This window comes from Kitasatospora sp. NPDC058162 (assembly GCF_042884005.1).
In the GTDB taxonomy this organism is placed as follows: Bacteria; Actinomycetota; Actinomycetes; order Streptomycetales; family Streptomycetaceae; genus Kitasatospora.
Map to the genome: position 1 here is coordinate 24,266 of NZ_JBHVUS010000053.1, position 24,807 is coordinate 49,072.

Annotated in this window: 23 protein-coding genes; 8 read left to right on the forward strand and 15 right to left on the reverse strand. The window is 74.2% G+C overall.

The features are described from left to right. Positions 1–33: 33 nt before the first annotated feature. From ACFVXG_RS43325 to ACFVXG_RS43335, 3 genes are all read right to left on the reverse strand, one after another. Complete coding sequence (locus tag ACFVXG_RS43325) at positions 34–207, reverse strand: hypothetical protein (protein ID WP_387936019.1); 174 nt, start codon at positions 205–207, stop codon at positions 34–36. 139 nt (positions 208–346) lie between these two features. Further along, positions 347–619, reverse strand: coding sequence for a hypothetical protein (locus tag ACFVXG_RS43330; RefSeq protein WP_387936020.1), 273 nt, complete (start codon positions 617–619; stop codon positions 347–349). Between the two features lie 44 nt (positions 620–663). Next, positions 664–1,503, reverse strand: coding sequence for a phytanoyl-CoA dioxygenase family protein (locus ACFVXG_RS43335; RefSeq protein WP_387936021.1), 840 nt, complete (start codon positions 1,501–1,503; stop codon positions 664–666). 244 nt (positions 1,504–1,747) lie between these two features. On the opposite strand from ACFVXG_RS43335, the gene ACFVXG_RS43340 reads away from it, so the two are divergent. Beyond that, on the forward strand, positions 1,748–2,683 hold the full coding sequence (locus ACFVXG_RS43340; RefSeq protein ID WP_387936022.1) for a GDSL-type esterase/lipase family protein: 936 nt from the start codon (positions 1,748–1,750) through the stop codon (positions 2,681–2,683). Positions 2,684–2,795: 112 nt separating this feature from the next. Here the strand turns inward: ACFVXG_RS43340 and ACFVXG_RS43345 are convergent, their stop codons facing one another. The 6 genes from ACFVXG_RS43345 to ACFVXG_RS43370 all read right to left on the reverse strand — a co-directional run bounded on the left by ACFVXG_RS43345 (position 2,796) and on the right by ACFVXG_RS43370 (position 10,263). Next, positions 2,796–3,845: a hypothetical protein gene (locus ACFVXG_RS43345; protein WP_387936023.1), complete on the reverse strand. Its 1,050-nt coding sequence runs from the start codon at positions 3,843–3,845 to the stop codon at positions 2,796–2,798. A 138-nt stretch (positions 3,846–3,983) separates the two neighbouring features. Beyond that, a complete protein-coding gene (locus ACFVXG_RS43350; RefSeq protein WP_387936024.1) occupies positions 3,984–5,288 on the reverse strand; it encodes a tetratricopeptide repeat protein in 1,305 nt (434 codons plus the stop codon). 150 nt (positions 5,289–5,438) lie between these two features. Continuing rightward, positions 5,439–7,586, reverse strand: coding sequence for a hypothetical protein (locus ACFVXG_RS43355; RefSeq protein ID WP_387936025.1), 2,148 nt, complete (start codon positions 7,584–7,586; stop codon positions 5,439–5,441). Positions 7,587–7,722: 136 nt separating this feature from the next. Continuing rightward, positions 7,723–8,364 (reverse strand): DUF4360 domain-containing protein, encoded by a 642-nt coding sequence (locus tag ACFVXG_RS43360; RefSeq protein WP_387936026.1) that lies wholly within the window; start codon positions 8,362–8,364, stop codon positions 7,723–7,725. A 265-nt stretch (positions 8,365–8,629) separates the two neighbouring features. Further along, complete coding sequence (locus tag ACFVXG_RS43365) at positions 8,630–9,088, reverse strand: DUF2690 domain-containing protein (RefSeq protein WP_387936027.1); 459 nt, start codon at positions 9,086–9,088, stop codon at positions 8,630–8,632. A gap of 329 nt (positions 9,089–9,417) precedes the next feature. Next, the gene (locus ACFVXG_RS43370) at positions 9,418–10,263 is read right to left on the reverse strand and encodes a patatin-like phospholipase family protein (RefSeq protein WP_387936028.1); all 846 of its coding nucleotides are present in this window, start codon (positions 10,261–10,263) and stop codon (positions 9,418–9,420) included. Positions 10,264–10,564: 301 nt separating this feature from the next. Between ACFVXG_RS43370 and ACFVXG_RS43375 the strand changes: the two genes are divergently transcribed. Both ACFVXG_RS43375 and ACFVXG_RS43380 read left to right on the forward strand, forming a co-directional pair. After that, entirely contained in the window at positions 10,565–12,388 is a 1,824-nt protein-coding gene (locus ACFVXG_RS43375) for an FAD-dependent oxidoreductase (protein WP_387936029.1), read from the forward strand. A gap of 31 nt (positions 12,389–12,419) precedes the next feature. Then, positions 12,420–13,499: a hypothetical protein gene (locus ACFVXG_RS43380; RefSeq protein WP_387936030.1), complete on the forward strand. Its 1,080-nt coding sequence runs from the start codon at positions 12,420–12,422 to the stop codon at positions 13,497–13,499. 80 nt (positions 13,500–13,579) lie between these two features. Here the strand turns inward: ACFVXG_RS43380 and ACFVXG_RS43385 are convergent, their stop codons facing one another. Continuing rightward, a complete protein-coding gene (locus ACFVXG_RS43385) occupies positions 13,580–13,963 on the reverse strand; it encodes a hypothetical protein (protein WP_387936031.1) in 384 nt (127 codons plus the stop codon). A 162-nt stretch (positions 13,964–14,125) separates the two neighbouring features. Between ACFVXG_RS43385 and ACFVXG_RS43390 the strand changes: the two genes are divergently transcribed. Beyond that, a complete protein-coding gene (locus tag ACFVXG_RS43390; protein ID WP_387936032.1) occupies positions 14,126–15,130 on the forward strand; it encodes an ArsR family transcriptional regulator in 1,005 nt (334 codons plus the stop codon). 34 nt (positions 15,131–15,164) lie between these two features. Here the strand turns inward: ACFVXG_RS43390 and ACFVXG_RS43395 are convergent, their stop codons facing one another. Beyond that, positions 15,165–16,061, reverse strand: coding sequence for a fumarylacetoacetate hydrolase family protein (locus ACFVXG_RS43395; RefSeq protein WP_387936033.1), 897 nt, complete (start codon positions 16,059–16,061; stop codon positions 15,165–15,167). A gap of 151 nt (positions 16,062–16,212) precedes the next feature. Further along, the gene (locus tag ACFVXG_RS43400) at positions 16,213–17,577 is read right to left on the reverse strand and encodes an acyl-CoA dehydrogenase family protein (protein ID WP_387936034.1); all 1,365 of its coding nucleotides are present in this window, start codon (positions 17,575–17,577) and stop codon (positions 16,213–16,215) included. A gap of 90 nt (positions 17,578–17,667) precedes the next feature. Between ACFVXG_RS43400 and ACFVXG_RS43405 the strand changes: the two genes are divergently transcribed. Beyond that, complete coding sequence (locus ACFVXG_RS43405; RefSeq protein ID WP_387936035.1) at positions 17,668–18,561, forward strand: sulfite exporter TauE/SafE family protein; 894 nt, start codon at positions 17,668–17,670, stop codon at positions 18,559–18,561. Further along, on the forward strand, positions 18,554–18,952 hold the full coding sequence (locus tag ACFVXG_RS43410) for a DUF1634 domain-containing protein (protein WP_387936036.1): 399 nt from the start codon (positions 18,554–18,556) through the stop codon (positions 18,950–18,952). Before ACFVXG_RS43405 ends, ACFVXG_RS43410 begins: the two co-directional genes overlap by 8 nt. A gap of 91 nt (positions 18,953–19,043) precedes the next feature. On the opposite strand, the gene ACFVXG_RS43415 is transcribed toward ACFVXG_RS43410, so the two are convergent. The 3 genes from ACFVXG_RS43415 to ACFVXG_RS43425 form a co-directional block, all read right to left on the reverse strand. Continuing rightward, positions 19,044–19,916, reverse strand: a complete 873-nt coding sequence (locus ACFVXG_RS43415) for a DUF4184 family protein (RefSeq protein WP_387936037.1) — start codon at positions 19,914–19,916, stop codon at positions 19,044–19,046. 127 nt (positions 19,917–20,043) lie between these two features. Continuing rightward, positions 20,044–20,967 carry a hypothetical protein gene (locus ACFVXG_RS43420; protein ID WP_387936038.1) on the reverse strand — a complete coding sequence of 308 codons (924 nt, stop codon included), beginning with the start codon at positions 20,965–20,967 and terminating at the stop codon, positions 20,044–20,046. After that, positions 20,964–21,290: a PadR family transcriptional regulator gene (locus ACFVXG_RS43425; RefSeq protein ID WP_387936039.1), complete on the reverse strand. Its 327-nt coding sequence runs from the start codon at positions 21,288–21,290 to the stop codon at positions 20,964–20,966. The genes ACFVXG_RS43420 and ACFVXG_RS43425 overlap by 4 nt, the downstream gene beginning before the upstream one ends. Before the next feature lie 236 nt (positions 21,291–21,526). Between ACFVXG_RS43425 and ACFVXG_RS43430 the strand changes: the two genes are divergently transcribed. Continuing rightward, the gene (locus ACFVXG_RS43430) at positions 21,527–22,726 is read left to right on the forward strand and encodes a M20 family metallopeptidase (protein WP_387936040.1); all 1,200 of its coding nucleotides are present in this window, start codon (positions 21,527–21,529) and stop codon (positions 22,724–22,726) included. A gap of 270 nt (positions 22,727–22,996) precedes the next feature. Beyond that, the gene (locus ACFVXG_RS43435) at positions 22,997–24,685 is read left to right on the forward strand and encodes a putative Ig domain-containing protein (protein WP_387936041.1); all 1,689 of its coding nucleotides are present in this window, start codon (positions 22,997–22,999) and stop codon (positions 24,683–24,685) included. Positions 24,686–24,807 lie beyond the last annotated feature (122 nt).

Genomic DNA, 24,807 nt, shown 5'->3' on the forward strand with positions numbered 1-24,807 from the left:
CTCAGGCCGGGGCCGAGGCAACCACGGGCGGCCTTACGGGAGGACCTCGCCGGGCTCGGCCTCGGAGGCGGTCGGGACGGCGAACGGAGAGCCGAGGCGCTCGGTCGGGAGCACTCGTTCGACGAGGGGTTCGTCGGCGGCGGCACTCGCGTGCGAGAACGGCTGGGCCAGCGGGCGGTGGGTCGGATGGCCGGTTTGATCACTCATGACCGACAGTCTGTCACCCCGGGTCCCGGCCGCGGACAGGACGTCGGCCGCTGCGGCACGCGGGGCCGTCACCGCCCGTACCCCGAACGCAGACGCCCTGGTTCACAGGTCATGGGCCCCGCCGTCGCCCAGCGGACGCTCATGGCCGGTACGAGTCGTGGTACCTGCGCAGCCGGGGGCCACGGATCGCGGGCAGCCCGACCAGGGTGGCCCTGAAGGCACCGTGGTGGGGTTCCAGGGGGCACCGGGGGCGCGGGGGCAGCGGGTAGTCGTCGCGCAGGACACCCTCCGGGAGTACCCCGGTGGCGGGCATCGGCGAGGTCTCCCCGGGGCTGGTCAGGTACGCCCAGACCCCGCTGTCCAGCGGCACCACCGTCGCCTCGCGGTCGGGTGGGCGCCACGGCTCGCCCACCCGGCACACTCGAACACGTCCAAACAAGCTCCCCCCGCTGCGGTTCACCGGGATTGTGCCTCGCGCGCGGCGGAGGATCCATCGGATTTCGGACCGTGGCCGTCCGGGTCGGGGGTGTCCTGCCCAAGGCCCCGGCGGATGGCGGTCTCCACGGGTGAGTACGCGCCGTCGGCGCGGTCCAGTTCGTACGGTGCGGCGGGCATCAGGGGTGGTTGGGCCATGAGGCGCGGGCGGGTGCCGTGGTGCGGTTGCGCGGCGTGGACGAGGAAGGGGTGGCAGAGGTAGACGTCGCCCGGGGAGCCGGTGGCCAGGGCGACGGGCCGGTGGGCGGAGGCCGTCACCAGGTCGGGGGCGAGAACCAGTCCGCTCGCGCCGTCCCGTCCGTACTTCTCCAGCACCCTGGGGGCGTCGAGGTGGGAGCCGACGCGGATGCGGGTCGGGGCGTCGTGCTCGCCGACCTCGCTGAAGAGGAACAGCATGAGCAGCGCGCGCCCGTCGGAGTGGAGGTTGGTGAAGTACCAGGTCTCGCCCTCGGGGAGGTAGCTGCCCTCGATGTGCCAGCCGGCGTCGTCCGGTTCCTCCTCGTGGGGGAAGCGCAGGGGGAAGGTGCCCAGCGAGTAGCGCGGTTCCCAGCGCCCCTTGCCGACGAGGAGGTCGTAAGCGCGGTGCAGGGCCGGGGAGTTGGGTGCGGCGGCGAAGGGCCCCTGGGCCATGCCGGGGATCCAGTGGACGGGCTGGGTCCAGGTGGCGGGGTCGTGCGGGTCGCAGCCGGTCTCCTGCCAGAGCAGCCGTGCGCAGTCGGCGGCCACCCGGGGTGCGACGGCGCCTTCCAGCTTCACGAAGCCGTCGCGCAGGAACCGGGTTACCAGGGTCGTGTCATCCATGCCCCCATCATGCGGTGGCGCCGGTTCCGGCCACCCGACATATCCCGCACCGCCTTTGTCGGGTGGTCACCGGTGGTCACCGGCCCCTTCCCGCCACCGGGCTCTCAGCGGAAAGGCGCAGCGCACTCGCCGAAGCCGTCCCAGCTCAGAGGCACCGTGACCAGTTCAGGGCCACTGTGACGGGATCCGCAGGGCCGACATAGAGTGAGTCGATCATCCCCAATCGAAAGGCCACGGCTTCACGGTGACCGAGTCCCACCCCCACACCCTGTTCTCCTTCGGCACGCTGCTGGACCCGCAAGTCCAGACCGCGCTCTTCGGGCGCATCGTGGCGATGACCCCGGCGGCCCTGGCCGGCTACGCGGCCAAGCCCCTCGCCATCACCGACGAAGACGTGATCGCCACCAGCGGCCAGGATGTGCACCTGACCCTGGAGCGCAGGCTCGGCAGCACCGTCGCGGGCGCCGTCCTGCGCCTGACCGACCAGGAACTGGCCGCGGCCGACGCGTACGAGGTCGCCGACTACGCCCGGCGACGGGTCCTGCTCACCTCGGGGGAAACGGCCTGGGCCTACCTGGACGCGAACCCGCTGCGCTCGGCGGCACGGATCGTGATCGTCGGCGACAGCATCGCCTACGGACGCTGCGACCCCCAGGGCGGCTGGGCCGGGCACCTGGCGGCAGCTCACATCGCGGCGAACGAGACCGGGCACCGGGTCTTCAACCTCGCCATCCCCGGCAGCACCCTGGCGGACGTCTGCGAGCAGACCCCCGCGCTCCTGGCTCCCCGTCACCCGGACACCCTCATCGTGGCGGCGGGGATCAACGACTCCGCCGTGCCGCTCGCCACGACGGACGCCGGCCACGACGGGCTCGCGCACATCGCGGGCCGCCTCGACTCGCTGGCCGCGACGGCCCAGCGGCACAACGCGCGCCTGGTCGTCGCCGGACCGATCTGGCTCGACGAGACGCGCACCGGCGACTACGAGGGCCTCCGCTTCACGACGGACCGGGCGCTCGCCCTGCGCGCGGCCCTGCGGACCTGGTGCGCGGACCACCACATCGACTTCCTCGACCTGTGGGAGCCGCTCCGCGAGCAGCCGGACCTGCTCGTCGACGGCCTGCACCCCGGCCCGGAGGGACACAAGGAGCTCTACCGGCACCTGGACGCCCTCCGCTGAGCACGGCAGGACCGGAGCGGCCGCCCGCGGGCGCGGCGGGTTGCTCGCCCCCGCCCTGCCCGGCACCGCCCCGGTCCCCGCGAGCAGCCGCGAGCCGCCGGCGCGACGGGCGTCAGGCCGCCGCGTGGGCGGCCTTGGTGCGGGCGCGGTCGAAGACGGCGGCCGGGTTCCCGTAGTAGATCCACGGACCGGCGATCTCCCGGCCCATCCCGCGGAAGAGGTCCAGCGCCTGCGCCGGGCGGCCGTTCTCGATCAGGCCGTGGGCGATCCAGCCACGCACGGGGACGATGCCGGGGTGGGCGGGGTCGGCGGCTGCCAGGTCGGCCAGCGCCGCGTCCAGGGCGGCCGTGTACTCGGCCGAACGGTAGAGCGGGGCCGCGGACTTGTCGCGCAGGACCTGCTCCCAGTACGCCCGCAGCTTCAGCACGGTCAGCAGGCTGCCCGCCGGCGCTCCGGCGATCGCCTCGTCCGCGAACCCGTGCATCAACTCGTTGCTGCCGAGCCACTTCTCGCACCAGTACTGCAGCGCGGCGGCGTGGGCGCCGTAGTGGTGGGGCTCGCGGGCCACGATCTCCGACCACAGCGCGCGGTAGCGCTCGTTCGACCAGCCCTGGCCCATCGCGATCGGCTGCTGCATCACCCAGGCGTTCGGGTCCCCGGCCGGGGCGAGTCGGACCGCCTCCTCCGACACCTCCGCCGCCTCCTGCAGCACCTGGTGAAAGCCCATCGCCTGCTCGCGGGTCACCTCGGACGCGTACTTCCCGGTGCGGATCTCCCACGCCCGCTTGACCAGGGCGTCGGTCTGCACCTGGGCGGCCTCGGGGCTGAACGGCTGCTCCTTGCGCCACTGCCAGAGCCAGGTGTCGTCGGTGGCCGCGAGGTCGCCGAACGGGCCCATCCGGGCGTAGCGGGTGCTCCAGTCACCGCCGCCCTCCGAGAGGTAGGCCGCGGCGGGCCGCCAGTCCCCCGCCTTCGCCGCGTTCAGCGCGGCCCGCGCCGCCGGGTCGGCGGGCTCGCTGCCCACTTCCACCAGTTCGGCGCGCGGCACCAAGCCGGCTGCGGGCGCATCGTGGCCGGCGGTGGCCTTGCGGCGCTTGTTCAGCCACAGGCCCAGCCTGATGAGGAGGACGACGAGGGGGACGATGACGAGCGGGTGATGCATGGACCTGCTTCTCTACGGAACTTTGTCGCACAGGTGTGCGTTTCGTGGAGATCTTATCGTTCGGACACAGAGCCACGAACAGGTTTTCCGGCAGCCCGAGGCCCGCACACTGCGGCCCGCCCACCGCCTGAGCGGGGGTCAGCCGCAGGGCCGCCCGCCACAAAGCGCCGCGAGGTCGGCCTCGACGGCCACGGTGTACGGGTGCCGGGCGCCGAAGTGCTCGCGCCAGACGGTCGCGCAGCGGGACAGCTGGGTCGTGGCCTCGGAGTGCCGGCCTTGGGCGGCGAGGACGCGACCCACGGTGGTGGCGGCTTCCAGGGCCCGGTGGTTGTCCGGGTGGTAGTAGCACTGGGCGAGGTCGACCGCACGCCTGGCCTGGGTCTCGGCCTCGTCCGGCCGGTCGAGGCCGAGCAGGGCCTGGGCGGTAAGGATGGCAAGCAGGACGGCGAGCGCGCCCTCGACCGACCTGGGGGTCTCCGCTTCGGCGTCGGTGAGGACCTGGAGCGCCTCCGTGGACCGGCCGAGGGCGTTGAGGCTGCGGGCGAGTCCGAGGGAGAGGCCGATCCCGGGATGGCGGGCCAGTGCCTTCCGGGCGAGGGCCTCGGCCTCGGTGTGCCGGCCCGCGACGTTGAGGGCGAAGACCCTCGCGCTGTGCACGGAGGAGCGGAGGCTGTCGCCGTCGGGAAGGGCGGACAGCAGGGCTGGGTATTCCTGTTCGACCTGGTCGCACTCACCCAGGACCGCGAGCTGCTGGAACCGTAGCGAGCGGACCACCAGCAGCAGCCGGTGACGCTCGCCGAGCACCGCCGGGGCGGCGGTCAGGAGCGCGGTGTACTCGGCCGCGGCCTCACGGTGGCGGCCGAGGCCGTTGAGCGCCAGCGCCCTGGCCCTCCACGCGCGCAGGCGCACCGGATCCACGGCGGGATGCGCGGCCAGCACCGCGCACGCCAGTTCCTCGGCCTCCGCCGGGCGTCCGGTGGCGATCAGGACGCGGCCCAGCAGGAACCGCAGGTCGTGGACGTCGTCGGAGTCCTCGCCCCGGGCCGCGACGGCCAGCGGGAGAACAGCCCGCAGCTCGGGCTCGGCCTCCTCGTACCGCCTCAACTCGACCAGGGCACGGCCGAGCACGGCCCGCAGCTCACGCACGTCGGTGTGGTCCTCGCCCTGGGCCGCAACGGCCGGCGGCAGAGCGACCCGCAACTCCGCCTCGGCCTCCTCATACCGCCTCAACGCGACCAGGGCCGCAGCCAGTTCACCGCGCGCGGCCACAGTGGCCGACGCGTGCGGGCCCAGTTGGTCGGTGCGCAGCCGGATGACCTGCCGCAGTACGGTTTCGACCCGCGCCCACTGGCCGGCGGCCGCGAGACGGTTCGACTGGTCAGTGAGCGACTCCGCGCGCGCGGCCGCACGCCGCTGCGACCGGTTCCGCCACCACTCCGGCATGTCCGCCCCCCACCCCGTCATTCCGGCCCCGAGCCGATACGCGGCGATGATCATACTGGCGTACTCGTGCATTGTCGGCTGGGCCACCGGCATGTCGACCGCAGGCACTCCGGCGCCGGGCAGGGCCAAGGCGCGGGAGAGGCCCGCGCCTCAGTCGGCCTGGTCGAGGACGGATGCCAGCGCGGTGCGCAGGTGTTCGTCCTCGCGGATCATCGCGTGGTCGGACCCGGAGACGGCCAGGCGGCGGTCCCCGGTGGCGAGCGCCGTCAGCCGGTCGTGCTGCTGCGGTGTCAGGGCGGAGGTGCCGAGTGCCCGCAGGGCGGCGCAGGCGCCCCTGAGGTCGGCGTGGGTCTCGGCCGAGTGGAGGGCCGCTTCGGCGAGGCGGGCGTGGTCGAGGCCGGCCAGGTCGGCGACGGCGAGCAGGGCGAGGACGGCCGAGGGTGCCTGGGCCGGGTCGTCGAGGAGGGTGTGGAGGCGGGCGGCGAGCGGGCGTCCGGCCGGGCCGAGTGCGGCGATCTCGCGGGCGGCGCGGGCGGCCGTCCGGTGGAACCACTGCCGGCCTCGGCTGTTGTCGAGTACCGAGGCCAGGACCGGGAGGACTTCGGCCGCCTCCCCGGTAATCCGCCACAGGCCGAGCGCCAGGGCCAGGTCGGTGTCCGTCTGGGGCGTGGTGTCGCGCTCGGCGGTGCGGCCGAGCGCCTCCCGCAGGGCCGGGGTGAGGCGGGCGGCCGCCGGGCCGAGGTCGGCCGCGGCGTCGGCGCCCTCGGCGGCGCCGCGCACGCCGGTGGCGAGCGCCGCCTCGGCGGCGGCCAGCAACGGCCCGGCCTCGCCGGTCAGTTCGTGCAGTGCCCGCGCCACGAGGAGCTTCCCGGCGTCGGCTCGCAGGGCGGTGGCGGCCTGCTCGCGCTGCTCGGGCCCGAGGTCGGTGGCGACGGCGGTGATGGCCGTGGCGGCGTACTGGAACCGGGGCAGGACGGCGCACAGTTCGGGCAGTGCCTCGACGGCCTGCGGGCCCCATTGCCGCAGCAGGTGGACCAGGCCGGCGGTGTCGTTGTGGTCCTCGGTCGTCGAGCAGCCGCAGCCCTCGCATCCGGTGGGACGCTCCAGGGCCTTGGCGGCCAGGCGGGCGCGGACCGCGGCGAACAGTTCCGGGTCGAACGGGAAGGGAGCGTCGGCCGGGGCGTAGGACCCGGCGGCGGACTGCATGGCGCGCGGGCGGCGGCCGAGGGCCCGGGCCAGCAGCGGGGCTGCGGCCCGCGGCGCCACCAGGACGAGCGCGGCGAGGGCCTGGTCGGCCGCCTCGTCGTCGGGCTGCGCGGCGAGTTCGGCGAGGACGGGCGCGGCGTCGGCGGCGGCCGGGCCGAGCTTGGCCAGCAGTTGGGCGGCCGCCCAGTCGGCGGCGAGCGGGGCGATCGCCGGGATCAGCCGCTGCGGGGCGCTGCGGGACAGCATGCAGGCACGGTCGGCCGCCCACAGGGCCTCGGCCCGTACCTCGGGGCGCTCGTCGCGCAGGGCGGCGTCGAGCAGGGCGAGCGCGCTCTCGCGGGCGGCGCCGGTGCCCCGTCCCAGCAGGACTCCGACGATCGTGCGCAGCGGCTCCCGGTGCTCGTCCGCGTACCCGGACCTGACCGTTTCCCGGGCGGGCAGCAGGCCGAGGACGGTGTCGTGGTGGGCGGCGAGCCACGGCTCGTCGGCGTCCAGCGCGGCGAACACGGCGGCCAGGCGCAGTTGTGCGGGGGTGTCGGGGCCGAGCAGGGTGCGGGCCTCGTCGGCGGCGCCCGTGCGGTCCAACCGGCTGTAGACGGTGAGGAGTTCGGCCCGGACGGCGGGGTCGGTCTCGGTGGCGAGGCGGGCCCGGACGGCGGGCAGGGCGGTGCCGGTGTCCCGGGTGTGGCCGACCGTCCAGCCGGCCGCTTGCCGGACGGTGGCGTCCGCGTCGGCCAGCAGGGCTATCAGCAGCGGCAGTTGGGCGGCGACGGCGGCCCGGACGGCGCCCGGCTCGACGCCGTACTCGTCCTCGCTCTTGGCGAGGCAGCCGAGCAGCCGCAGCGCGTCGGCGCTTCGGCGGCCGGAGGCGGCGACTCGGGCGAGGTAGGGGGCGGCGTCGACGCTGGCCGGGTACACGGTGCCCTGGTGCACGATCGAGCCGTACAGCTCGTCCAGCGCCTCCTCGGCGTCCTCACCGCCCTCGGCGAAGGCGCGCAACAGCCCGGGCAGGTCCTCGGCGGGGCCGTAGGCGTGGTTGACCGTGGCCCAGGGGTGGGCGTCGAGGCCGGCGAGGGCGGTGCGGAGATCCATGGCTGCGATCTTCGCCGGGACCACTGACATCCGCTCAGGCCGGCTGCCGCCGGTGGGCCTCAAAGCGGCAGGGTGAACGGGGCGGATTGGAACGGCGAAGGGGCGGCCCGAACGCGGGCCGCCCCGACTCAGTGGATCACGGACACTGTCTCAATGCCAGGTGGTAGGCGGTCTTGATCGTGCCGTCCGTCGAATCCATCTCCATGAAGCTGGTGGCGCTCGGGCTCGAGGTGCCGGCGTCGACCTGCAGTTCGGTGTCGATGGTGAGGTTGCGCTCCTCCCCGCAGGGGGCGAAGACCAGGGCGGGGGCGGGCACGGTGTCGGTCGTCTCCCAGTCGTTGTTGAACCCGCCCTTGAACTGGTGGGTCGCGTTGGTGGTGCGGGGGTCGCCCTGGAAGTGGTAGCCGGCCCGCTGGGTCCCGGACGCGCCCGGCGCCAGGGACGCGAAGCCGCGGTAGTCGGCGGACACGACCGCGTACGTCAGGCCACCGGGGACGTGCACGGAAAGGCTGAGCTGACAGTTCTTCTGGAAGTCGGTCGGCGACGTCCCGGGCCCCACCTGGGCGAGGTAGTTGCTGTAGGTGACGGTGAAGGCGGTGCCGTCCGGGGACACCGCCACGGCGGCCGTCCCCGCCGGGCAGCCGGAACCGTTGGCCACCACGCTGTCGATGACGATCCGGTCCGTCGGCGGGGGCGGCGGGGGCGGGCTGCCGCCGAAGGCCGACGAGCCGAACAATGACGTGGCGACACCAGTCGCGGCCAGCAGGCGGAGCACCATGGGCTTCCCTTCGATCGTCCACGGATCCAGGGCGGGCGTCGCTCTCCGCGCCCGCCCCCCGGATTTCACGTCGGCATCGCACCACACGCCGCACATCCGCGCACAGAAGGTGACGATCCAATCACTCGAACAGCCTTCACGACGGAGATCACGTTCACCCACCCGCTGGGACGGGCGGCGGACAGGGCCTCGGCACCGCCATGACGACGGTGCCCCCGAAACGGACCAGCCGTTCGGGGGCACCGTCGTCACGGGCGGACCGCTGTCAGTACAAGGGGGTGTATCCCGCGTGGCTGCCGATCTGCCCGGAGGAGTCGGTGGCGTTGCCGACGGCGTAGGAGAAGTAGCCGGCGTCGTTGACCATGGGGGTGTAGCAGTAGTACTGCCCGGAGCCCGAGTCCCAGGACGCCTTGTCGCAACCCGAGCGCTGGTTGTCCCTCTGACGGACCACGTTCGCCCAGAGGTTGCTGCCCCGGGAGTAGACGCGGGCCCAGGCGGTGCGGCACGAGGGGCTGTACCGCAGCTCGAGGGTGCCGACCTGGCCGATGCCGTCCGCGTTCAGGGCCACGGACTTCGCGGTGATCGCGTCGGCGGCGCAGCCGGACGAGATCGGGTCCTGTCCGTCGTAGCCGGCGGCGTTCGCGGTCCCGTTGACGCCCGTGGCCAGGGCGACGGTGACCGCGCCGACCAGGGCGGCCCGCTTGAGGGAGGTGGAGATGCGCATGGATCCTTCTGAGAGCTGGTCGTGGTCAGTGCTGGGTCGAGCTGGCGAAGTGACACGCCCCGGTGCCGTCGGACGGAACGCACGGCAGCGGGTCCCACCAGCACTGTTCCTGATCGGGATGGTGTCGCCGCACTCCGTCCGTGCCGTCCGTGCCGTTCGCACGGCGAACTCCGGCAGCCCGGCAGGAGGACTGCGGCGCAGTTCGACAGTGTTCCGCCCGGAGCCCGTTCCCGGAGCCGTCTGCGCGTCCCCGCTGCGTCCCGGGACGCCCGCGCCCGCCCCGAGGACGCCGGCGGGATGCGGGACGGCGCCTTCGCTGCCGCCCCGACTCAGAGGCGGGACGGCCAGGTGAGGGCGAGGGAGACGGCGAGGGCGGTGCCCTGCCGGTGCCCGGCCCGGGCGGCGGCCGGGCGCCGGGCGTTGGCGGTCAGGTTGCGGCCCATCGCGCGGCGGGCGTCGGCGTCCGGGGTGATCAGGGTGACGTGCGCGCCGCCGGCACGCAGCCGGTCCGCCTGCTGCTGGGCGCTGGGATGCGGCCCGACGGCGGTAGGGACGGGCGAGACGGCGAGCACCTGCTGGTGGCCGTCGGCCAGTTGGAGGTTGCCGGTGGAGCGGGTTCCGCCGTCGATCCACCGCCGCCCGAGGGCAGCGGCCGGGGGCCACACCAGCGGGACGGCGCAGCTGGCGGCGACCGCGTCCGCCAGGGCGAGGCCGGAGTCGGCGTCGAAGGCCTGGACCTCGCCGGTCCGTGCGTCCACGGCGGTGATCCGCAGCTCTTGCGCGGGCCATGCGGTGGCGTCGCGCAGCAGGGTGCGCACGGTGGTGTGGAGGTCCTGGGCGGGGGTGGTGCGCGCGGTCAGGGCGGCGTGACCCAGGCGCCGGACCGAGCGTTCCGCGTCGCGGGTGGCGAGGGCTGCCCACAGGAAGCGCAGGGTCTGTGCGAGGGTGATGCCCATCTCGACCCGGTCGAGGTCGGCCAGTTGACGTTCGAACAGCTCGCGGGCGGTTTCACCGGCGGCGAGGCGGGCCCCGAAGACGGCTCCGGCCGAGGTGCCGATGACGGTGTCGGCGGCCGTCGGGTCGATCCCGCCGTCGGCGAGGCCCGCGAGCACGCCGGTCAGCCAGGCGCCGCCGACCGGTCCGCCGCCGCCCAGTACCAGAGCCGTCCCGTTCATGGTGGTTCCTCTCCCCCGACGCGCAGGAAATGGGGAATGATCCCCACTTTGTGTCGATGCGACAGTACACCAGCGGGGGTGGGCGTGGGGCGGGTCGTAGCCACTGCACCCCTCGCACCAGCGGCGCGAGGGGTGCAGTGGTTCGTGGGGCTCGGCGGCTCACTCAGCGGTCGGGCGGGATCGACGGCTGTCGACCCGTGGCGGCCGTCCGGACCCGCTGCCCCGGAGCATCCGCGCCCCGGTCCCGGCCGCGCCCCGGTCCCGGCCGTGCCCGCCGCCCGCGCGGGCTCGTTGACGGAGCATGCGAACGATCACAGCGGCCGCCCCCACCCGGCGTGCCCTGCTCACCACGGCGGCCGGGGCCGCCACCGACCTCACACTGACCGCCACCGGGCCGACAGCGCAGCCGACGCGGGCAGCACAGCCGGCGCGCGCGGCGCAGCGGCCCGACGGGCAGCCGGGACGGCGGGTCGCCGTGCTCGGCGGCGGGGTCGCCGGCCTGAGCGCGGCACAGGAACTGGCCGAGCGCGGCTACCAGGTGACGGTCTACGAGCGCAACTGGGTGCTGGGCGGCAAGGCCCGCAGCATGGACGTGCCCGACACCGCCCGGGGCGGCCGGCGGCCGCTGCCCGGCGAGCACGGCTTCCGCTTCTTCCCCGGCTTCTACCGCAACCTGCCCGACACCCTGCGCCGGATCCCGCTGCCCGCCGGGGCGGTGGGCCGCACCGTCCACGACAACCTGGTGAACGCCACCGAGGAGCTCTTCCCGCGCAACGCCGGACGACCGGCGCTGCGGCTGCCGTTCCGTACCGTGACCACTCCCCCGGTGCTCGGCGAGCTGCTGCCCGACGCGCTGCTCCAGACGCTGACGGGCCTGCTGGACACCGCCCTGCACCTGCCGGCCGGCGAGGTGGCGTACTTCGCCAACCGGCTGCTGGTCCACTTCACCAGCTGCGACCTGCGCCGCCACGAGCAGTGGGAGCGCGTCCCGTGGTGGCGGTTCATCCGGGCCGGCGAGATGTCGTACGACTACCAGCGGCTGCTCGGCGTCGGCCTCACCCGCAACCTCGTCGCGACCAAGGCCGAGGAGGCCAGCACCCGTACCGTCGCCCGGATCCTCCAGGCGTTCGTCTACAACGTCCTGGGCCAGGGCTGCGACGGCGAGCCGGACCGCGTGCTCAACGCCCCGACCAGCGAGGCCTGGATCGGCCCCTGGGAGGCCCGGCTGCGCTCCCTCGGTGTACGGTTCGAACTCGGCACCGAGGTGCAGGAGTTGCTGTACCGGGACGGCCGGATCACCGGCGTGCGGCTGCGGGACGCGGACGCCCCCGTCGTCGCCGACCACTACCTCAGCGCGATGCCGGTCGAACACGCCCGCGCCACCTGGGGCCCCGGGCTGCGCGCCGCCGACCCGCAACTCGCGCGCTGCGACCGGCTGCGGACCGACTGGATGGTCGGCGTGCAGTTCTACCTGCGCGGCCGCACCCCGATCGTGCACGGCCACGTCGACCTGGTCGACTCGCCCTGGTCCGTCACCTGCATCGGCCAGGCCCAGTTCTGGCCCGGCCGGGACTTCCGCCGGGACTACGGCGACGGGCGGACGGCCGACTGCCTCTCGGCGATCGTCTCGGAGTGGAACGTCCCGGGGATCGTCTACGGCAAACCCGCACTCAAGTGCTCCCGCGAGGAGGTGGTGCGCGAGACCTGGGCCCAGCTCAAGGACTCCCTGAACAGCGGCGGCCGGCGGGTGCTGGACGACGCGGACCTGGTCACCTGGTTCATCGACCCGGCCGTCACCGGCCTCGGCGGCCCGGCCCCGGCCAACCGCGAACAGCTGCTGGTCCATCCGGCGGGCACCCTGTACGACCGACCGTCCGCCGCGACCGCCGTGCCCAACCTCTTCCTGGCCGGGGACTACGTCGCCACCGACATCGACCTGGCCACCATGGAGGGCGCCAACGAATCCGCCCGCCGAGCCGTCAACGCCCTGCTCGACGCGGACGGTTCACCGGCCCCGCGCTGCACGGTGTGGCCGCTGTACCGGCCGCCGGAACTGGCCGCCCTCCAGCAGCGGGACGAGGCCCGCTACCGCCGGGGCCTGCCGAACGCCCTCGACCTGGGCTGACGGCGCGGGACCGGACCGGCATACTGGCGCCGTGCCGACCGCCGACGAACCCCACCAGCCCCACCAGCCCCCTTCCCCCGATCCGGAGCCCGAGCCCGAGCCGACAGCGCCCGGCCGGGCGACGCCCGACCCGTTCGAGGGACTCGTCCTGGACGAGCGTTTCATCGGGGACGCCGCCGTCACGGAGCCCACCGCCCGGACCCGGATGCTCGCCGCCCGGTGGCGGGAGGAGCCGCCGGTGGATCCGGGAGGCCGCCGCTGGACACCCGGGTCGGCCTCCGGCACGGCCCGCTCGAGCTGGACCCGGCCCGGACGCCGGCGCACCGTACTGATCGCGGTCACCGCTTTCGCGGCGCTGCTGGCCGTCGCGGTCGGGACGGACCCGGGCGGCCTGCTGAACCGGAGCGGTCCGCTCAACCCGGACGGCCTGTCGATGCACAGCCCGCGGCCGGTGCCCGGATCTCCCCGGCCGACCGCGGACGTCGCGCTGCCGGGCGGCGGGGTCTCCGACGCCACCAAGTGCGGCACCAAGGGCTTCCACCACTTCGAGCCGGCGCCCGCGTCCTACACCTTCGCCGGATCGGTGACGGACGCCCCACCGCCAGGACCGCAACTCGTCCTCGGCTCCTACGGGTTCTCACGGAGCGCGGCGCCGGACCCCGGGCACTTCACGATCGGCCTGATGCTCGGCCCGGGCCCCGGCGGGCGCGCGCTGGACCTGTCGGCGCCGCTCGGTCCGCAGGGCGTGGCGGTGGAGATCGAGGGCCCGGACGGCCTGGTCGCCGGGGCCCACGGCCTCCCGCTCACGCCCGAGGACGACGCCTCGTCCGACGGCCCGTCCGACGCGGGCGGCACCGTCCACGCCGGACCCGAGAACGGCGCGTCCGTACAGGTGACCCTCCCGGCCGAGGCCCTGTGCCCGGGCCTCGACGGCTTCGCCCTCCAGCAGTTCCTGGTGGCGCCGACCGACTCGCACAGCACCGTCACCGGCCAGCCGTACTACCGGCTCACGGTCTCCATCTCCGACCCGGCGATCGGCGCGCTACGGCGCCAGGTGGGCTCGACGGCGCCGGGCGACGTCCTGGCAACGGACAACCGGATGCCCCACTGACCGAGGTCACTTGGGGCAAGCTCCGGAACGGCCGGCGCCCGGCCGCCGGGGGTGGGGCCCCGACGGCCGGGCGTGCGGGGTCAGTTGATCGGACCGCAGTCGTGGGCCTGTCGGATGCCGTTGTACCAGCGGTCGGCGCAGGCCTGCATGTGGTGGCCAGGGCCGTCGGGCCACCAGCCGGACCCGCCGCCGGTCGAGTGCCAGATCTCGGCGCCGTTGTCGATCAGGCTGAACCGGCACCAGTACGGGTCGGTCGCCGAGGCCTGGGTCGGGTTGTTCTCCATGGCGTCGTGCCACGCGCCGTCGATCCACTGGAGCTGGATCTCCTCGACGGCCGTACAAGAGTTGGGCCCTATCGGGAAGTTGCCCTCCTGGGCGTAGGCCGGATTGGCGCCCAGCGCCAGCAGGGCGGCCGCGCCGAACGCGGTGGCCAGGCCGAACCTGGTCCTCTTGCCGATGGCCATGCTTGTTCCCTCCGTAGGTTCTTTCGGGGTCTTCCGGGGCGGTGGAACCATGGAAGCGGCGGCTCGGCAGGCCGGTAAAGTCTTTGCGATTTCCTCGAATGCGCTTGCGGCGGCGCCCTAGGGTGTGCCGCCGGAGCGGGGCGATTCGGGGGTGGGGCGACCGTGATCACGATCGGCATGGGGGCGCACGGCTGGGCGAACACCCGGTTCGTGGTCTCGCCGCTGCACGCGCTGGTCGAGGGACTGATGTTCGGGTACTGCCCCGTGCAGCCGCAGGCCCGCGCGTCGAGCGCGCGGCTGCGGGCGACCCTGCGGGAGCGGCGGCTGACGGTGCTGAGCGGGCTGTTCGCCGGGCACTGGCGGTACATCCCGGACTTCACCCTGCCGCGTCCGACCGTCGTGCAGGGGTCGCTCGACAGCGAACTGCACGCCGTCGCCACCGCGAGTCCGGAGCGGCTGGCCCGGGAACTCGGCCACATGCTGCGCGAACCGGCCGTGCGGCGCACCCGACTCGCCCGTACGCCGAGGGAGTTGCTGGAGGCGCTGGAGCACGGCGAGGCGGCCTTCGCGGAGCGGGCGGCCACCGAGATGGCCCAGCTGTGGGACGGCGCACTCGCCGGGCAGTGGCCGCTCCTGCGGGCCCGGATCGAAGGTGACATCGCCCGCCGCGCCCGGACCATGGCGCGGCAGGGCCTGGCGGAGGTCTTCTCCGGCCTCGACCCGCGGATCGGCTGGCACGGGGACCGGCTGAGCATCGACATGCCGTTCGACCTCGACGTGACGGAAGCCGACGTGCTACTCCTCGCGCCGTCGGTCTTCAACGGCTCGCTCTCGGTGGCCGCCGACCCGCTCCCCGGGGCCGGCCGCCAGCAGCCGGTGATCTCCTACCCCGCGTACACCGTCCCCGGCGACGGCGAGGGCGGCCGCCCGACGGGCAGGCCGGCGGCCGACCGGATGGCGGGCACCCGGGGCCTCATCCTGCGCGACCTCGCCACCCCGCGCACCACCACCGAACTGGCCCGCCGCCACTGGCTCACCCCCAGCGCCGTCTCCCACCACCTCACCGCCCTCCACCGGGCCGGCTTCGTCCTCAAGTCCCGTGAACAGCACCGGGTCTACTACCAGCAGAGCGACCGCGGGCGCGACCTGGCCGCCGTGTACGGCTGAGCGCCCGCACCGCCCGCCGCCCTGGTGCCGGCCGTCAGTCCAGCGCCACGACCCGGTTGCCGAGTGTCCCGAGCCCCTCGACGCTGCACTCCACCACGTCACCGGGGGCCAGGTAGCTCGGCGGATCGGCCGCGAAGCCCGTCCCGGCCGGGGTGCCGGTCAGGATGATGTCACCGGGTTCCAGCGGGACGATCCGGGAGATCGCGGCGATCGTCTCGGGGATGGAGAACACCATCTGGTCGGTACGGGAGACCTGTCGGGGCACGCCGTTGACGCTGAGCGTGATCGCCAGGTCGTGCGGATCCGGCACCTCGTCGGCCGTGGTGATCCACGGCCCGAGCGGGCAACTGGCGGGCAGGCTCTTCGACAGGTAGTACTGCTTGTGCCGGGTCTGGAGGTCCCGCGCGGTGATGTCGTTGGCCACGCAGTAGCCGAACACGTGGTCCAGGGCCGCGGCCTCGCCGACCCGCCAGGCCCGGCGGCCGATCACCACCGCGAGTTCGACCTCCCAGTCGATCTCCCGCGAAAGCGAGAAGTCGATCTCCAGCGGGCCGACGGGCGCGGCCACGCAACCGCGGTCCTTGGTGAACACCACCGGGTGCCGTGGTCTGCGGTACTCCCGGCCCGCCGCGCGGTACGCCTCCTCGCCGTGGTCGGTGTAGTTGAGGCCGAGGGCGAACAGGTTGTTCGCCGGACGCGGCAGCGGCGCCAGCAACTCGACGTCGCCGAGCGGCAGTCGGCGACCGGAGCGGCCGGGGGCGGAGCGACCCCACCCGGCCAGCTCCTGCCAGGCCTCCGGCCCGCGGCGGATCAGCTCGGGCAGGCTGTCCGGCCCCGGCCGGTCGGCCGGGGGCAGGGTCAGCGAGCCGCCGTCCGCGTCGACCAGTGCGAGTCGCTCCGCTCCACCGGTCCGGATGGTCGCAACGCGCATCCTTCCTCCTTCTCGTGCTCGTGCTTCTCGTGCTCGTACTCGTACTCGTGCTCGACGGGGCGGGGCGGGGCGCGGCGGGCCGACGCCCCGGCCGCCCGGCGTGTGGCCGGGGCGGCCGGGACGGCCGGGGCGTAGCCCGTTGGCGCCGCGCTCAGTCGAGCAGGCGGTCCAGGTTCTGGGCGACGGTGCCGCGCAGCACCTCCGCGGCGCCGCCGGCCATGGTGAGCATCCGGGCGTCCCGCATCAGCCGGGCCAGCGGCATCTTGTCCGACAGCCCGTTGGCCCCGCACACCTGGGCGGCGGCGTTGGTGACCCGCTGGGCGAGGTCGCCCGTCACGTACTTGGCCATCGCACTGGGCGCGCCGGTCTCGTCCCCGGCGGCCCATTCGCCCGCGGCCCAGTCGACGAGGTGCTGCGCCGCCCGCAGCTCGCTGACCAAGGGGGCCAGCGTGCTCTGCATCGCGAGGTGGCCCGGCGAACCGGCCGGAAGACGGGCGCTGGCGTAGTCGAAGGCCGTACGCAGCGCGCTCTTCGAAAGGCCGAGACAAATCGCCGACTGGCCCAGGCGCTTTCCGTTGTAGTGGCGCATGATCCGGCGCAGCGTTCCCCGCTCGAAACCGAGCACCACCTGTTCGACGGGTACGAACACATCGTGGTAGCGGATGTGGAATTCGCCCAGTCCGCGCAGGCCCAGCTTCTCCTTGCGGTCGTCGATCTCGACCGTTCCGTCGCCGGCGCCGAGCTTGGTGCGGTCCACCAGGAACAGGCCGACCTCGCGTGATTCCGGGGTGGGCTTGGCGACCACGAAATGCACCGTCCGGCGGGCCGCGCCGGTGATCCAGTCCTTCTCGCCGCTGATCCGGTAGCCGCCCTCGACCGGGGTCGCCACCGTGGTGAACCGGGCGACGTTGGAGCCGGTCTGCGGCTCGCTCATCGCGAAGGCGGCCTGCTTCTCGCCGGTGCGGATCGCGTCGAGGTAGCGGTCGCGCAGGTCGGGGCCCGCGTAGTCGCGCAACATGCCGATCTGGCCCAGGTTCTGGTCCATCACGGCCTTGGCGACCGAGGGCGAGACCCGGGAGATCTCCTCCAGCACCTGGAGGAGGAAGCGGACCCGTTCGGGCCCGCCGTGCGGCTGGTCGGCCTGGTAGCCGAGGGAGTTGGCGAACAGGCCCTGCCGGGCCAGCTCGCCGAACAGTTCGGTGCCGATCTCGTCGCTGCGGTCGATCAGTCCGGCCACCGGGGCGACTCTTTCCCGGGTGAAGCGCCGAACGTGGTCCAGAAAGGCCGCCGAATCGGTGCCGGCGGCCTCGTCGATGTGGGCAGCAGCGGAGGGACGCTGCTGAACGACCAAGGGAGTCACGGATTTTGCCCTTTCCTCGGAGGAGAGGTTGCAGGCTCGCGCCGATCGCACATCCCGGTGCGAGCGGAATCGACAATGCCAGTCCCGGAACCCTGCCATGTTACCGGCAGGTAAACTGTCCGGTGGCGACCGGTGGTGTGCGTCACAGTTCCACATTGTCCTGATCCTGCGTCAACTAACGTTCAGGCGCCGGAAAGTGGCATTCCGGCCCACGCTGTCCACGCGTCCCCCGGAAAGGGCATGCCGATGACGCTGACGTTCTCCACCCTCCTCGTACTGATACTGATGGGCGCCGCGGCGGGCGGCGTCGGTGCGCTGACCGGGATCGGCGGCGGTGCGGTCGTGGTCCCGGCCCTGGTGCTCGGCTACGGCGTCTCGTTCCGCTCCGCGGTGGCCGTCTCGCTGGCCGCCGTCATCGCCAACTCCGCTGCCGGCTCGGCGGCTTACCTGCGGCAGGGGCTGACCCACAAGCGCCTGGCGTTCAGTCTGGAGGTGACCACCACCATCGGCGGCATCCTCGGCAGCCTGGTCACCGCCTTCATCCCGCGCCCCGCTCTGGAGGGCGTCTTCGGCCTGAGCCAGTTCCTGTCCGCCGAACTCACCCGCCGCCGCAAACGACTCCCGTCCGCCGCAAACGCGTTGGCGACCGCCGAGGTCCCGCCGGACGCCCTCTCCCGGCACGGACTGCGCGCCTCCGAGGGCCGTGACGGGCTGACCGGTCTGGTCGCGGACGAGACCGACGGCGCCGCGCGCGCCTACCGGGCCCGCCGCCCGCTCCTCGGCGCCGGCGCCTCCATGGTGGCCGGGATGCTCTCCGGCATGCTGGGCATCGGCGGCGGCTTCCTCAAGGTGCCGGCCATGACGGTGGGCATGGGCGTACCGGTCCGGGTCGCCACCGCCACCAGCCAGTTCATGATCGGCATCACCGCGGTGGCCAGCTTCGTCGTCTACTTCGCCGCCGGGGTGGTGCAGCCCCTCCTGGTCGCCCCGATCGTGCTCGGCATCACCACCGGGTCACTGCTCGGCTCCCGCCTCTCCGGCCGCCTCTCGGTGGGCACGATCGAAGCCGTCTACTCCTCGGTCGTCCTCGCCTCCGGCCTGTCCTTCGTCCTCGGCGCCTTCGGAGTGATCCATGTCTGACCTCCCCACCACCGGAAGCGCCGTCACGGCGGCCGACCGGCCTTCGCCCGCCTCCCCCGACCCCCTCGCCCGGGAGGCCCGCACCAACCGGCTCACCGCCACCGCCCTGCTGGTCGTCACCGCCCTCGCCCTGGTGCTGATCCTGGCCGGACTGGTCACCTCCCTGGCCGACGGCGACCGCACCGCCCGCCCGCTCGCCCTCGCCGACCTCACCTCCCAGCACGACCCGGGCCCCCTGCTGCTCGGCCTCGGGCTCCTCGCCCTGGCCGCCGCCCCGGGCCTGGGCATCCTGGTCACCGTGGCCCGCTGGCTCCGGGCCGGCGACTGGCGCTACTCGCTGCTGGCCGTACTCGTGGTGGCCCTGCTGCTGGGCGGCGCGCTCCTCGGCTGACGCATCCTCCGCGCGTGCGGCCGCCCCGGTGCGGTCGGCCCGAACCGCCCCGCGCGGTAGTCGCGGTCGCCGAGCGGGCGCCGCCCACGCGTCAAGCGGTGGTGCCGGACCGCGCGGCGGCCTCACGCTCGGCGCCGCCCGCGCGACCGCGCGCCGCCGTGACGGCGCGGCGGCCCCACCAGGCGGTGATGTACAGCGCCAGCGCGGCGATCAGCCCGGCACCCGCGCCCTTGGCCGCGTCGGACAGCACCCCTTCGAGCACGGCATCCAGCGGCCGACCGGACGGCGCCTGCGGCCCGACCAGCCACCACCCGGCGTGGGCGACGGCTCCGGCCCCCGCACACAGCGCCAGGGCGAGCAGCACCCGGCGACGCCGCCCGGCGCCGGGACCGGTCGGGAGGACGCCCGTGCGCAGCCGGTCCCGCCGCCGCCAGCCGTAGCCGGCGATGGCGGCCAGGCCGCCGATGGTGCTGGCGTGCTGCAGCGCCCGCGCCCAGGTCAGGCTGCCCGCCAGGGTGCTGTTCAGCCAGGGCACGCGGGTGACCACGAAGCCGTCGAAGTGGGTGAAGGAGTCCCAGACCAGGTGGGTGGCGAGGCCGATCAGCGCGGACAGCAGGATCCAGCCGGCCCGCCGCACCAGCGCCCCGGCGGTCCGGGCCGTGTGATCCACAGGTGTGAGGGCGGGCAGCGGCAGCAGGGAGGCCAGCGGGCGGCGGCCCGCCAGCAGGAGCGCCCACAGCGCGAGGGTGTACGGCAGGCCGACGGTGAGGACCCCGGGCAGGGTGTGGGTGGTGGTGGCGTTCGCGAAGGGTTCGTACCAGGACTGGGCGCTGACCGGCAGGCCCGTGGTGACCAGGAAGTACGGCATGTCCGGCGCGACGGCCCCGGCCACCAGCGCGGCTCGGCTGAACGGCGTGCGCAGCAGGGGCAGGACGGCTGCGGGGTGGGACAGGGTGAACGGCATGGGCATCCTTTCGCGCGGACCCGATAGTCCGTTGAACGGAACGCTACGTCAAACGGAGTAATACGTGCGCGATGAACCCTGCCGTGCGGCCCGGACGGGGCCGCTCGGCAGGGTCGGATGGTTCAGCTCAGCGCGGGGCCCGTCCGAGGCGGCCGGCGAGCAGCACGCCCGTGGCACCCGCCACCAGGACGGCCGCCAGGCAGGCGACCGCGGTCGCATCGCCCCAAGCCGTGGTGCAGGCCTGGGCGAGCAGCGGCGGGGCCGCGAGGACGGTCGCCGCCAGCGACGTCGCCGACGACGCGGTCAACGCCGGCCCGCGACCGCCGGGCGACCCGCCGCGCCAGGCCGTCAGCACCCCCGCCCCGGCGAGGACGAGCAGCGGCCAGCACCCGTAGTCGGTGCTGACCCCGGGCACGATGTGCGCGTCGACGGCGGCCCGGGGCACCAGGACGAGCGCGATCACGCCCCCGGCCGTACCCGCCCGGCCCATCGCGACGGCCTCGGTGCGCCGGTCCGGCGGGCAGCCGAGCAGCACGGCCGCCGCCAGGACGGCGGCGGCCGGGGCGGCGACCGGGTCACCGAACGCGGGTCCGCTGGCCACCGCGGCCGCCGCGAAGGCGAGCAGCCCGGCCACGGTGCAGGGCACACCCGCCCGCCACCGTCCGGCCAGGGCGAGCGCCGCTCCCGCGAACACCAGCAGCGAGGAGACGAGCAGCGCGCCCCAGGCCCCCGACAGGTCGGACCGGAGCTGCAGGCCCCACGGGGCGGGCGAGGAGACCAGGGCGGTGTACCAGCGCAGCAGGTGCAGACCGCAGGCGGCGGCCGAGGCGGCCAGGACCAACGGGTACGCCGCCCCGAGCAGCCGCGCGACGGGCGCGGCCGGCCCCAGCCCCGCACGCAGCCGCAGCGCGTGCGCCGCCAGCTCCGCCGCATCCCGCACCCGCACGCGCAGCGGCTCGCCCGCGGTCAGCTCGCGATGGGCCTCGGCGATCTCCTCGCCGTGGGCGCGCCGGTAGGCGGCGGGGTAGAGGCGCAGCAGGTGCTCGATCATGTGCCGGTCGCCGCCGGCCGCACGGCGGACAGGCGGCGGGTGGCCTCCCGCGCGGTCGCCGCCAGGCGTTCGGCCTCCGCGGCCAGCCGCTCGCGGCCGGACGGGGAGAGGGTGAAGATCCGTCGGGCGCGGCCGTCGACGACCTCCTCGCGGTCGACGTCGATCAGGCCGTCGGCCAGCAGGCGGTCCAGCGCCCCGTACAGGGCTCCGGTGCGCAGGGCGACCCGGCCGTCGGTCATCGCCTTGATCTCCTGGGCGATGGCGTAGCCGTGCCGGGGGGCGTCCGCGAGGGCGGTCAGGACCATCACGGTGGGTTCTTGCATCACACGCTCACTCACCCCATGAAGATAGTCACTCCGTCGGACTATCTCAACGAGGCCGAGCCCGGCCCGCACCGGATTCACGGCGGGTCCGTGTGCCGGGCCCGATCGGGGCGGGCAAGCTCCGATCATGGATCCAGCCGCCCCGGCTCCCCGGTCCATCCACACCTGGAGGCCCCGTGTCCGACCTGCCCGTGTCCGACCCGTCCGCGTCCGCCGCACCCCTGGATCTGCTCGGGCTGCCCGAACTGCTCCGCTCAGCCGCCCTCCTGCAGCCCGAACTAGCTGCTCTCCGGAGGGAGTTGCACCAGGAACCGGAGCTCGCCCTGGAACTCCCCAGGACCCGGGACCGGCTGCTCGTCGCGCTCGACGGCCTCCCCCTGGAGCTCACCCTCGGCAAGGGGCTGAGCTCGATCACGGCGGTGCTGCGCGGCGGGCGCCCGGGGCCGAACGTGCTGCTGCGGGCCGACATGGACGCGCTGCCGGTCCAGGAGAGCGCGCGACTGCCGTACGCCTCCCGGATCCCCGGCACGATGCACGCCTGCGGGCACGATCTGCACATGGCCGCGCTGGTCGGGGCCGCCCGACTGCTGGCCGAGCGGCGCGCGGAGCTGGCCGGGAACGTGGTCCTGATGTTCCAGCCCGGCGAGGAGGGGGCGGACGGCGCCCGGCTGATGGTGGACGCGGGCGTCCTGGAGGCGGCCGGGGAGCGGGTGGTGGCCGCCTACGCCCTGCACGTGGCCTCCGCCATACTGCCCAACGGAATGGTCACCACCCGCCCCGGGGCGGTGCTCGCCGCCTCCGACACCCTGCGGGTCACCCTGCGCGGGCGCGGCGGCCACGGCTCCAGCCCGCACGCGGCGCTCGACCCCGTCCCGGCGGCCTGCGAGACGGTGCTGGCGCTCCAGTCGATGGTGACCCGCCGGATCGACGCCTTCGACCCGGTGGTGCTCACCGTCGGCACGTTCTCCGCCGGTACGGCGGCCAACATCATCCCCGACGAGGCGCGGTTCGAGGCGACCATCCGCTCCATCTCGCCGCGCTCGCGCGAGCTGGTGCGCACCGAGGCGCTGCGGGTGGTCCACGGGATCGCGGCCGCCCACGGGCTGGAGGCGGCGGCCGAGGTGGAGCCCGGCTACCCGGTGACCGTCAACGACCCCGTGGAGGCGGACTTCGCGGCCGGTCTGGCGGCCCGTCTGTTCGGGGCGCGGCGGTACGTCGAGATGCCCCAACCGATCGCCGGTTCGGAGGACTTCGGCGTGGTCGGCGAGCTGGTCCCGTCGGCGTACCTGCTGCTCGGCGCCGTCCCGGACGACGGCCGCGACCCGCTCACCGCGCCCTACAACCACTCCCCCGAGGCCGAGTTCGCCGACAACGTCCTCGGCGACGGCGCGGCGCTGCTGGCCGGTCTGGCCCTGGGGAGGCTGGCCCGCGGGTAAAGCCCCCACCCCGGGATCGGGGCCGATTCGGCGGGTCCGGTGCCCGGCCGGTGTCGCCGCCGTGAAGGCCGCTGCGGGCGGGGGCCGGCGGCGACACATTGCCCTGGATCGTCGTGTTCCGTTCAAGCTCCGCTTACCTCACCATGGGACGGTGCCACCGCACCTACGCGCGTAGCACTCTCCTGCACCCCCACACCCCAAGGGACTTGACCCGTGTTCAGACGCATCGACGCGATACGCCCGCTTGCCCTCGGCGCCGCCGCCCTGACCGTGCTCGCCGTCGCGAGCACCGCCCCCCACCCGGCCGCGGCGGCCCCGGCGGCCACCACGACGGCCGGGGTCGCGACCACGACCACGGCCGCGACCGCCACCCAGCACCGCGTCCTGTTCGACAACAGCAAGGCGGAGACCGCCGGCAACGCCGACTGGATCATCAGCACCAGCCAGCCGGACCCGCTCGCCGAGAACGCCAACCCGCAGTCCGAGACGGACTGGACCGGCGCCATCTCCAGCTGGGGCGTCGCCCTCCAGAAGACCGGGCAGTACAGCCTCAAGACCCTGCCGAGCGGCTCCACCATCACCTACGGCTCCGGCGGCGCGCTGGACCTCGCCAACTTCGACGAGTTCGTGCTGCCCGAGCCCAACATCCGGCTCAGCGACGCCGAGAAGACCGCGGTCATGACGTTCGTCCAGAACGGCGGCGGCCTGTTCCTGATCTCCGACCACACCGGCAGCGACCGCAACAACGACGGCTGGGACTCCCCCGCCATCATCAACGACCTGATGACCACCAACTCGGTCAACAACAAGGACCCGTTCGGGCTCTCCGTCGATCTGCTCAACATCCAGACCGACAACCCGACCGCCATCAACGACGCCGCCGACCCCGTCCTGCACGGCCCCTTCGGCACCGTCACCGGCAGCATCATCCGCAACGGCACCACCTTCACCCTCAAGCCCGCCGACAACCCCGCCGTCAAGGGCATCGTCTACCGCACCGGCTACTCCGGCACCACCGGCGCCTTCTTCGCCACCAGCAGCTTCGGCAAGGGCCGGGTCGCCATCTGGGGCGACAGCTCCGCCATCGACGACGGCACCGGCGAGCCCGGCAAGACCGTCTACGACGGCTGGAACGACCCGGCCGGCACCGACGCCGCCCTCGGCCTCAACGCCACCGCCTGGCTCGCCGCCGGCGGCAGCGGCAGCACCACCGGCAGCGTCACCCTCACCAACCCCGGCGCCCGCACCGCCACCGCCGGCACCGCCACCAGCCTCCAGCTCGCCGCTACCGACACCGTCGGCGGCACCCTGAGCTACGGCGCCTCCGGCCTGCCCGCCGGCCTCACGCTCAACACCGCGACCGGCTTGATCAGCGGCACCCCCAGCACCGCCGGGACGTACTCCGTGACGGCCACCGCGACCGACTCCACCGGCCCGTCCTCCTCCGTCACCTTCACCTGGACCGTCCAGCCCACCGGCGGCGGCAGCGGCTGCACCGCCGCCCAGCTGCTCACCAACCCCGGCTTCGAAGCCGGTTCGACGGCCGGCTGGACCGAGACCAACACCAGCGGCACCAGCACCATCAACAGCAGCTCCAGCGAGCCGCCGCACTCCGGCAGCTACGACGCCTGGCTCGACGGGTACGGCAGCACCAACACCGACACCCTCGCCCAGACCGTGACCCTCCCGACCGGCTGCAGCAGCTACACCTTCAGCTTCTGGCTGCACATCGACACCGCCGCCAGCAACACCACCGCCTTCGACAAGCTGACCGTGACCGCCAACGGCACCACCCTGGCGACCTACTCCAACGTCAACGCGGCCACCGGCTACCAGCAGCACAGCTTCGACCTGTCCGGCTACGCCGGGCAGAGCGTGACCCTCAAGTTCAGCGGCTCCGAGGACTACACCAAGCAGACCTCCTTCGTCCTCGACGACACCGCCGTCAACGTCTCCTGATCCCGGACCTGAACCGTGGCCGGGGGCCCACCCCCCGGCGGGGGGGGCGGCCCGGGCGCAAAACGGCAGGGCCGCCCGAAGGACCCCGTCCGCAAACCCCCACCGACGGGCGGCGGCGCACC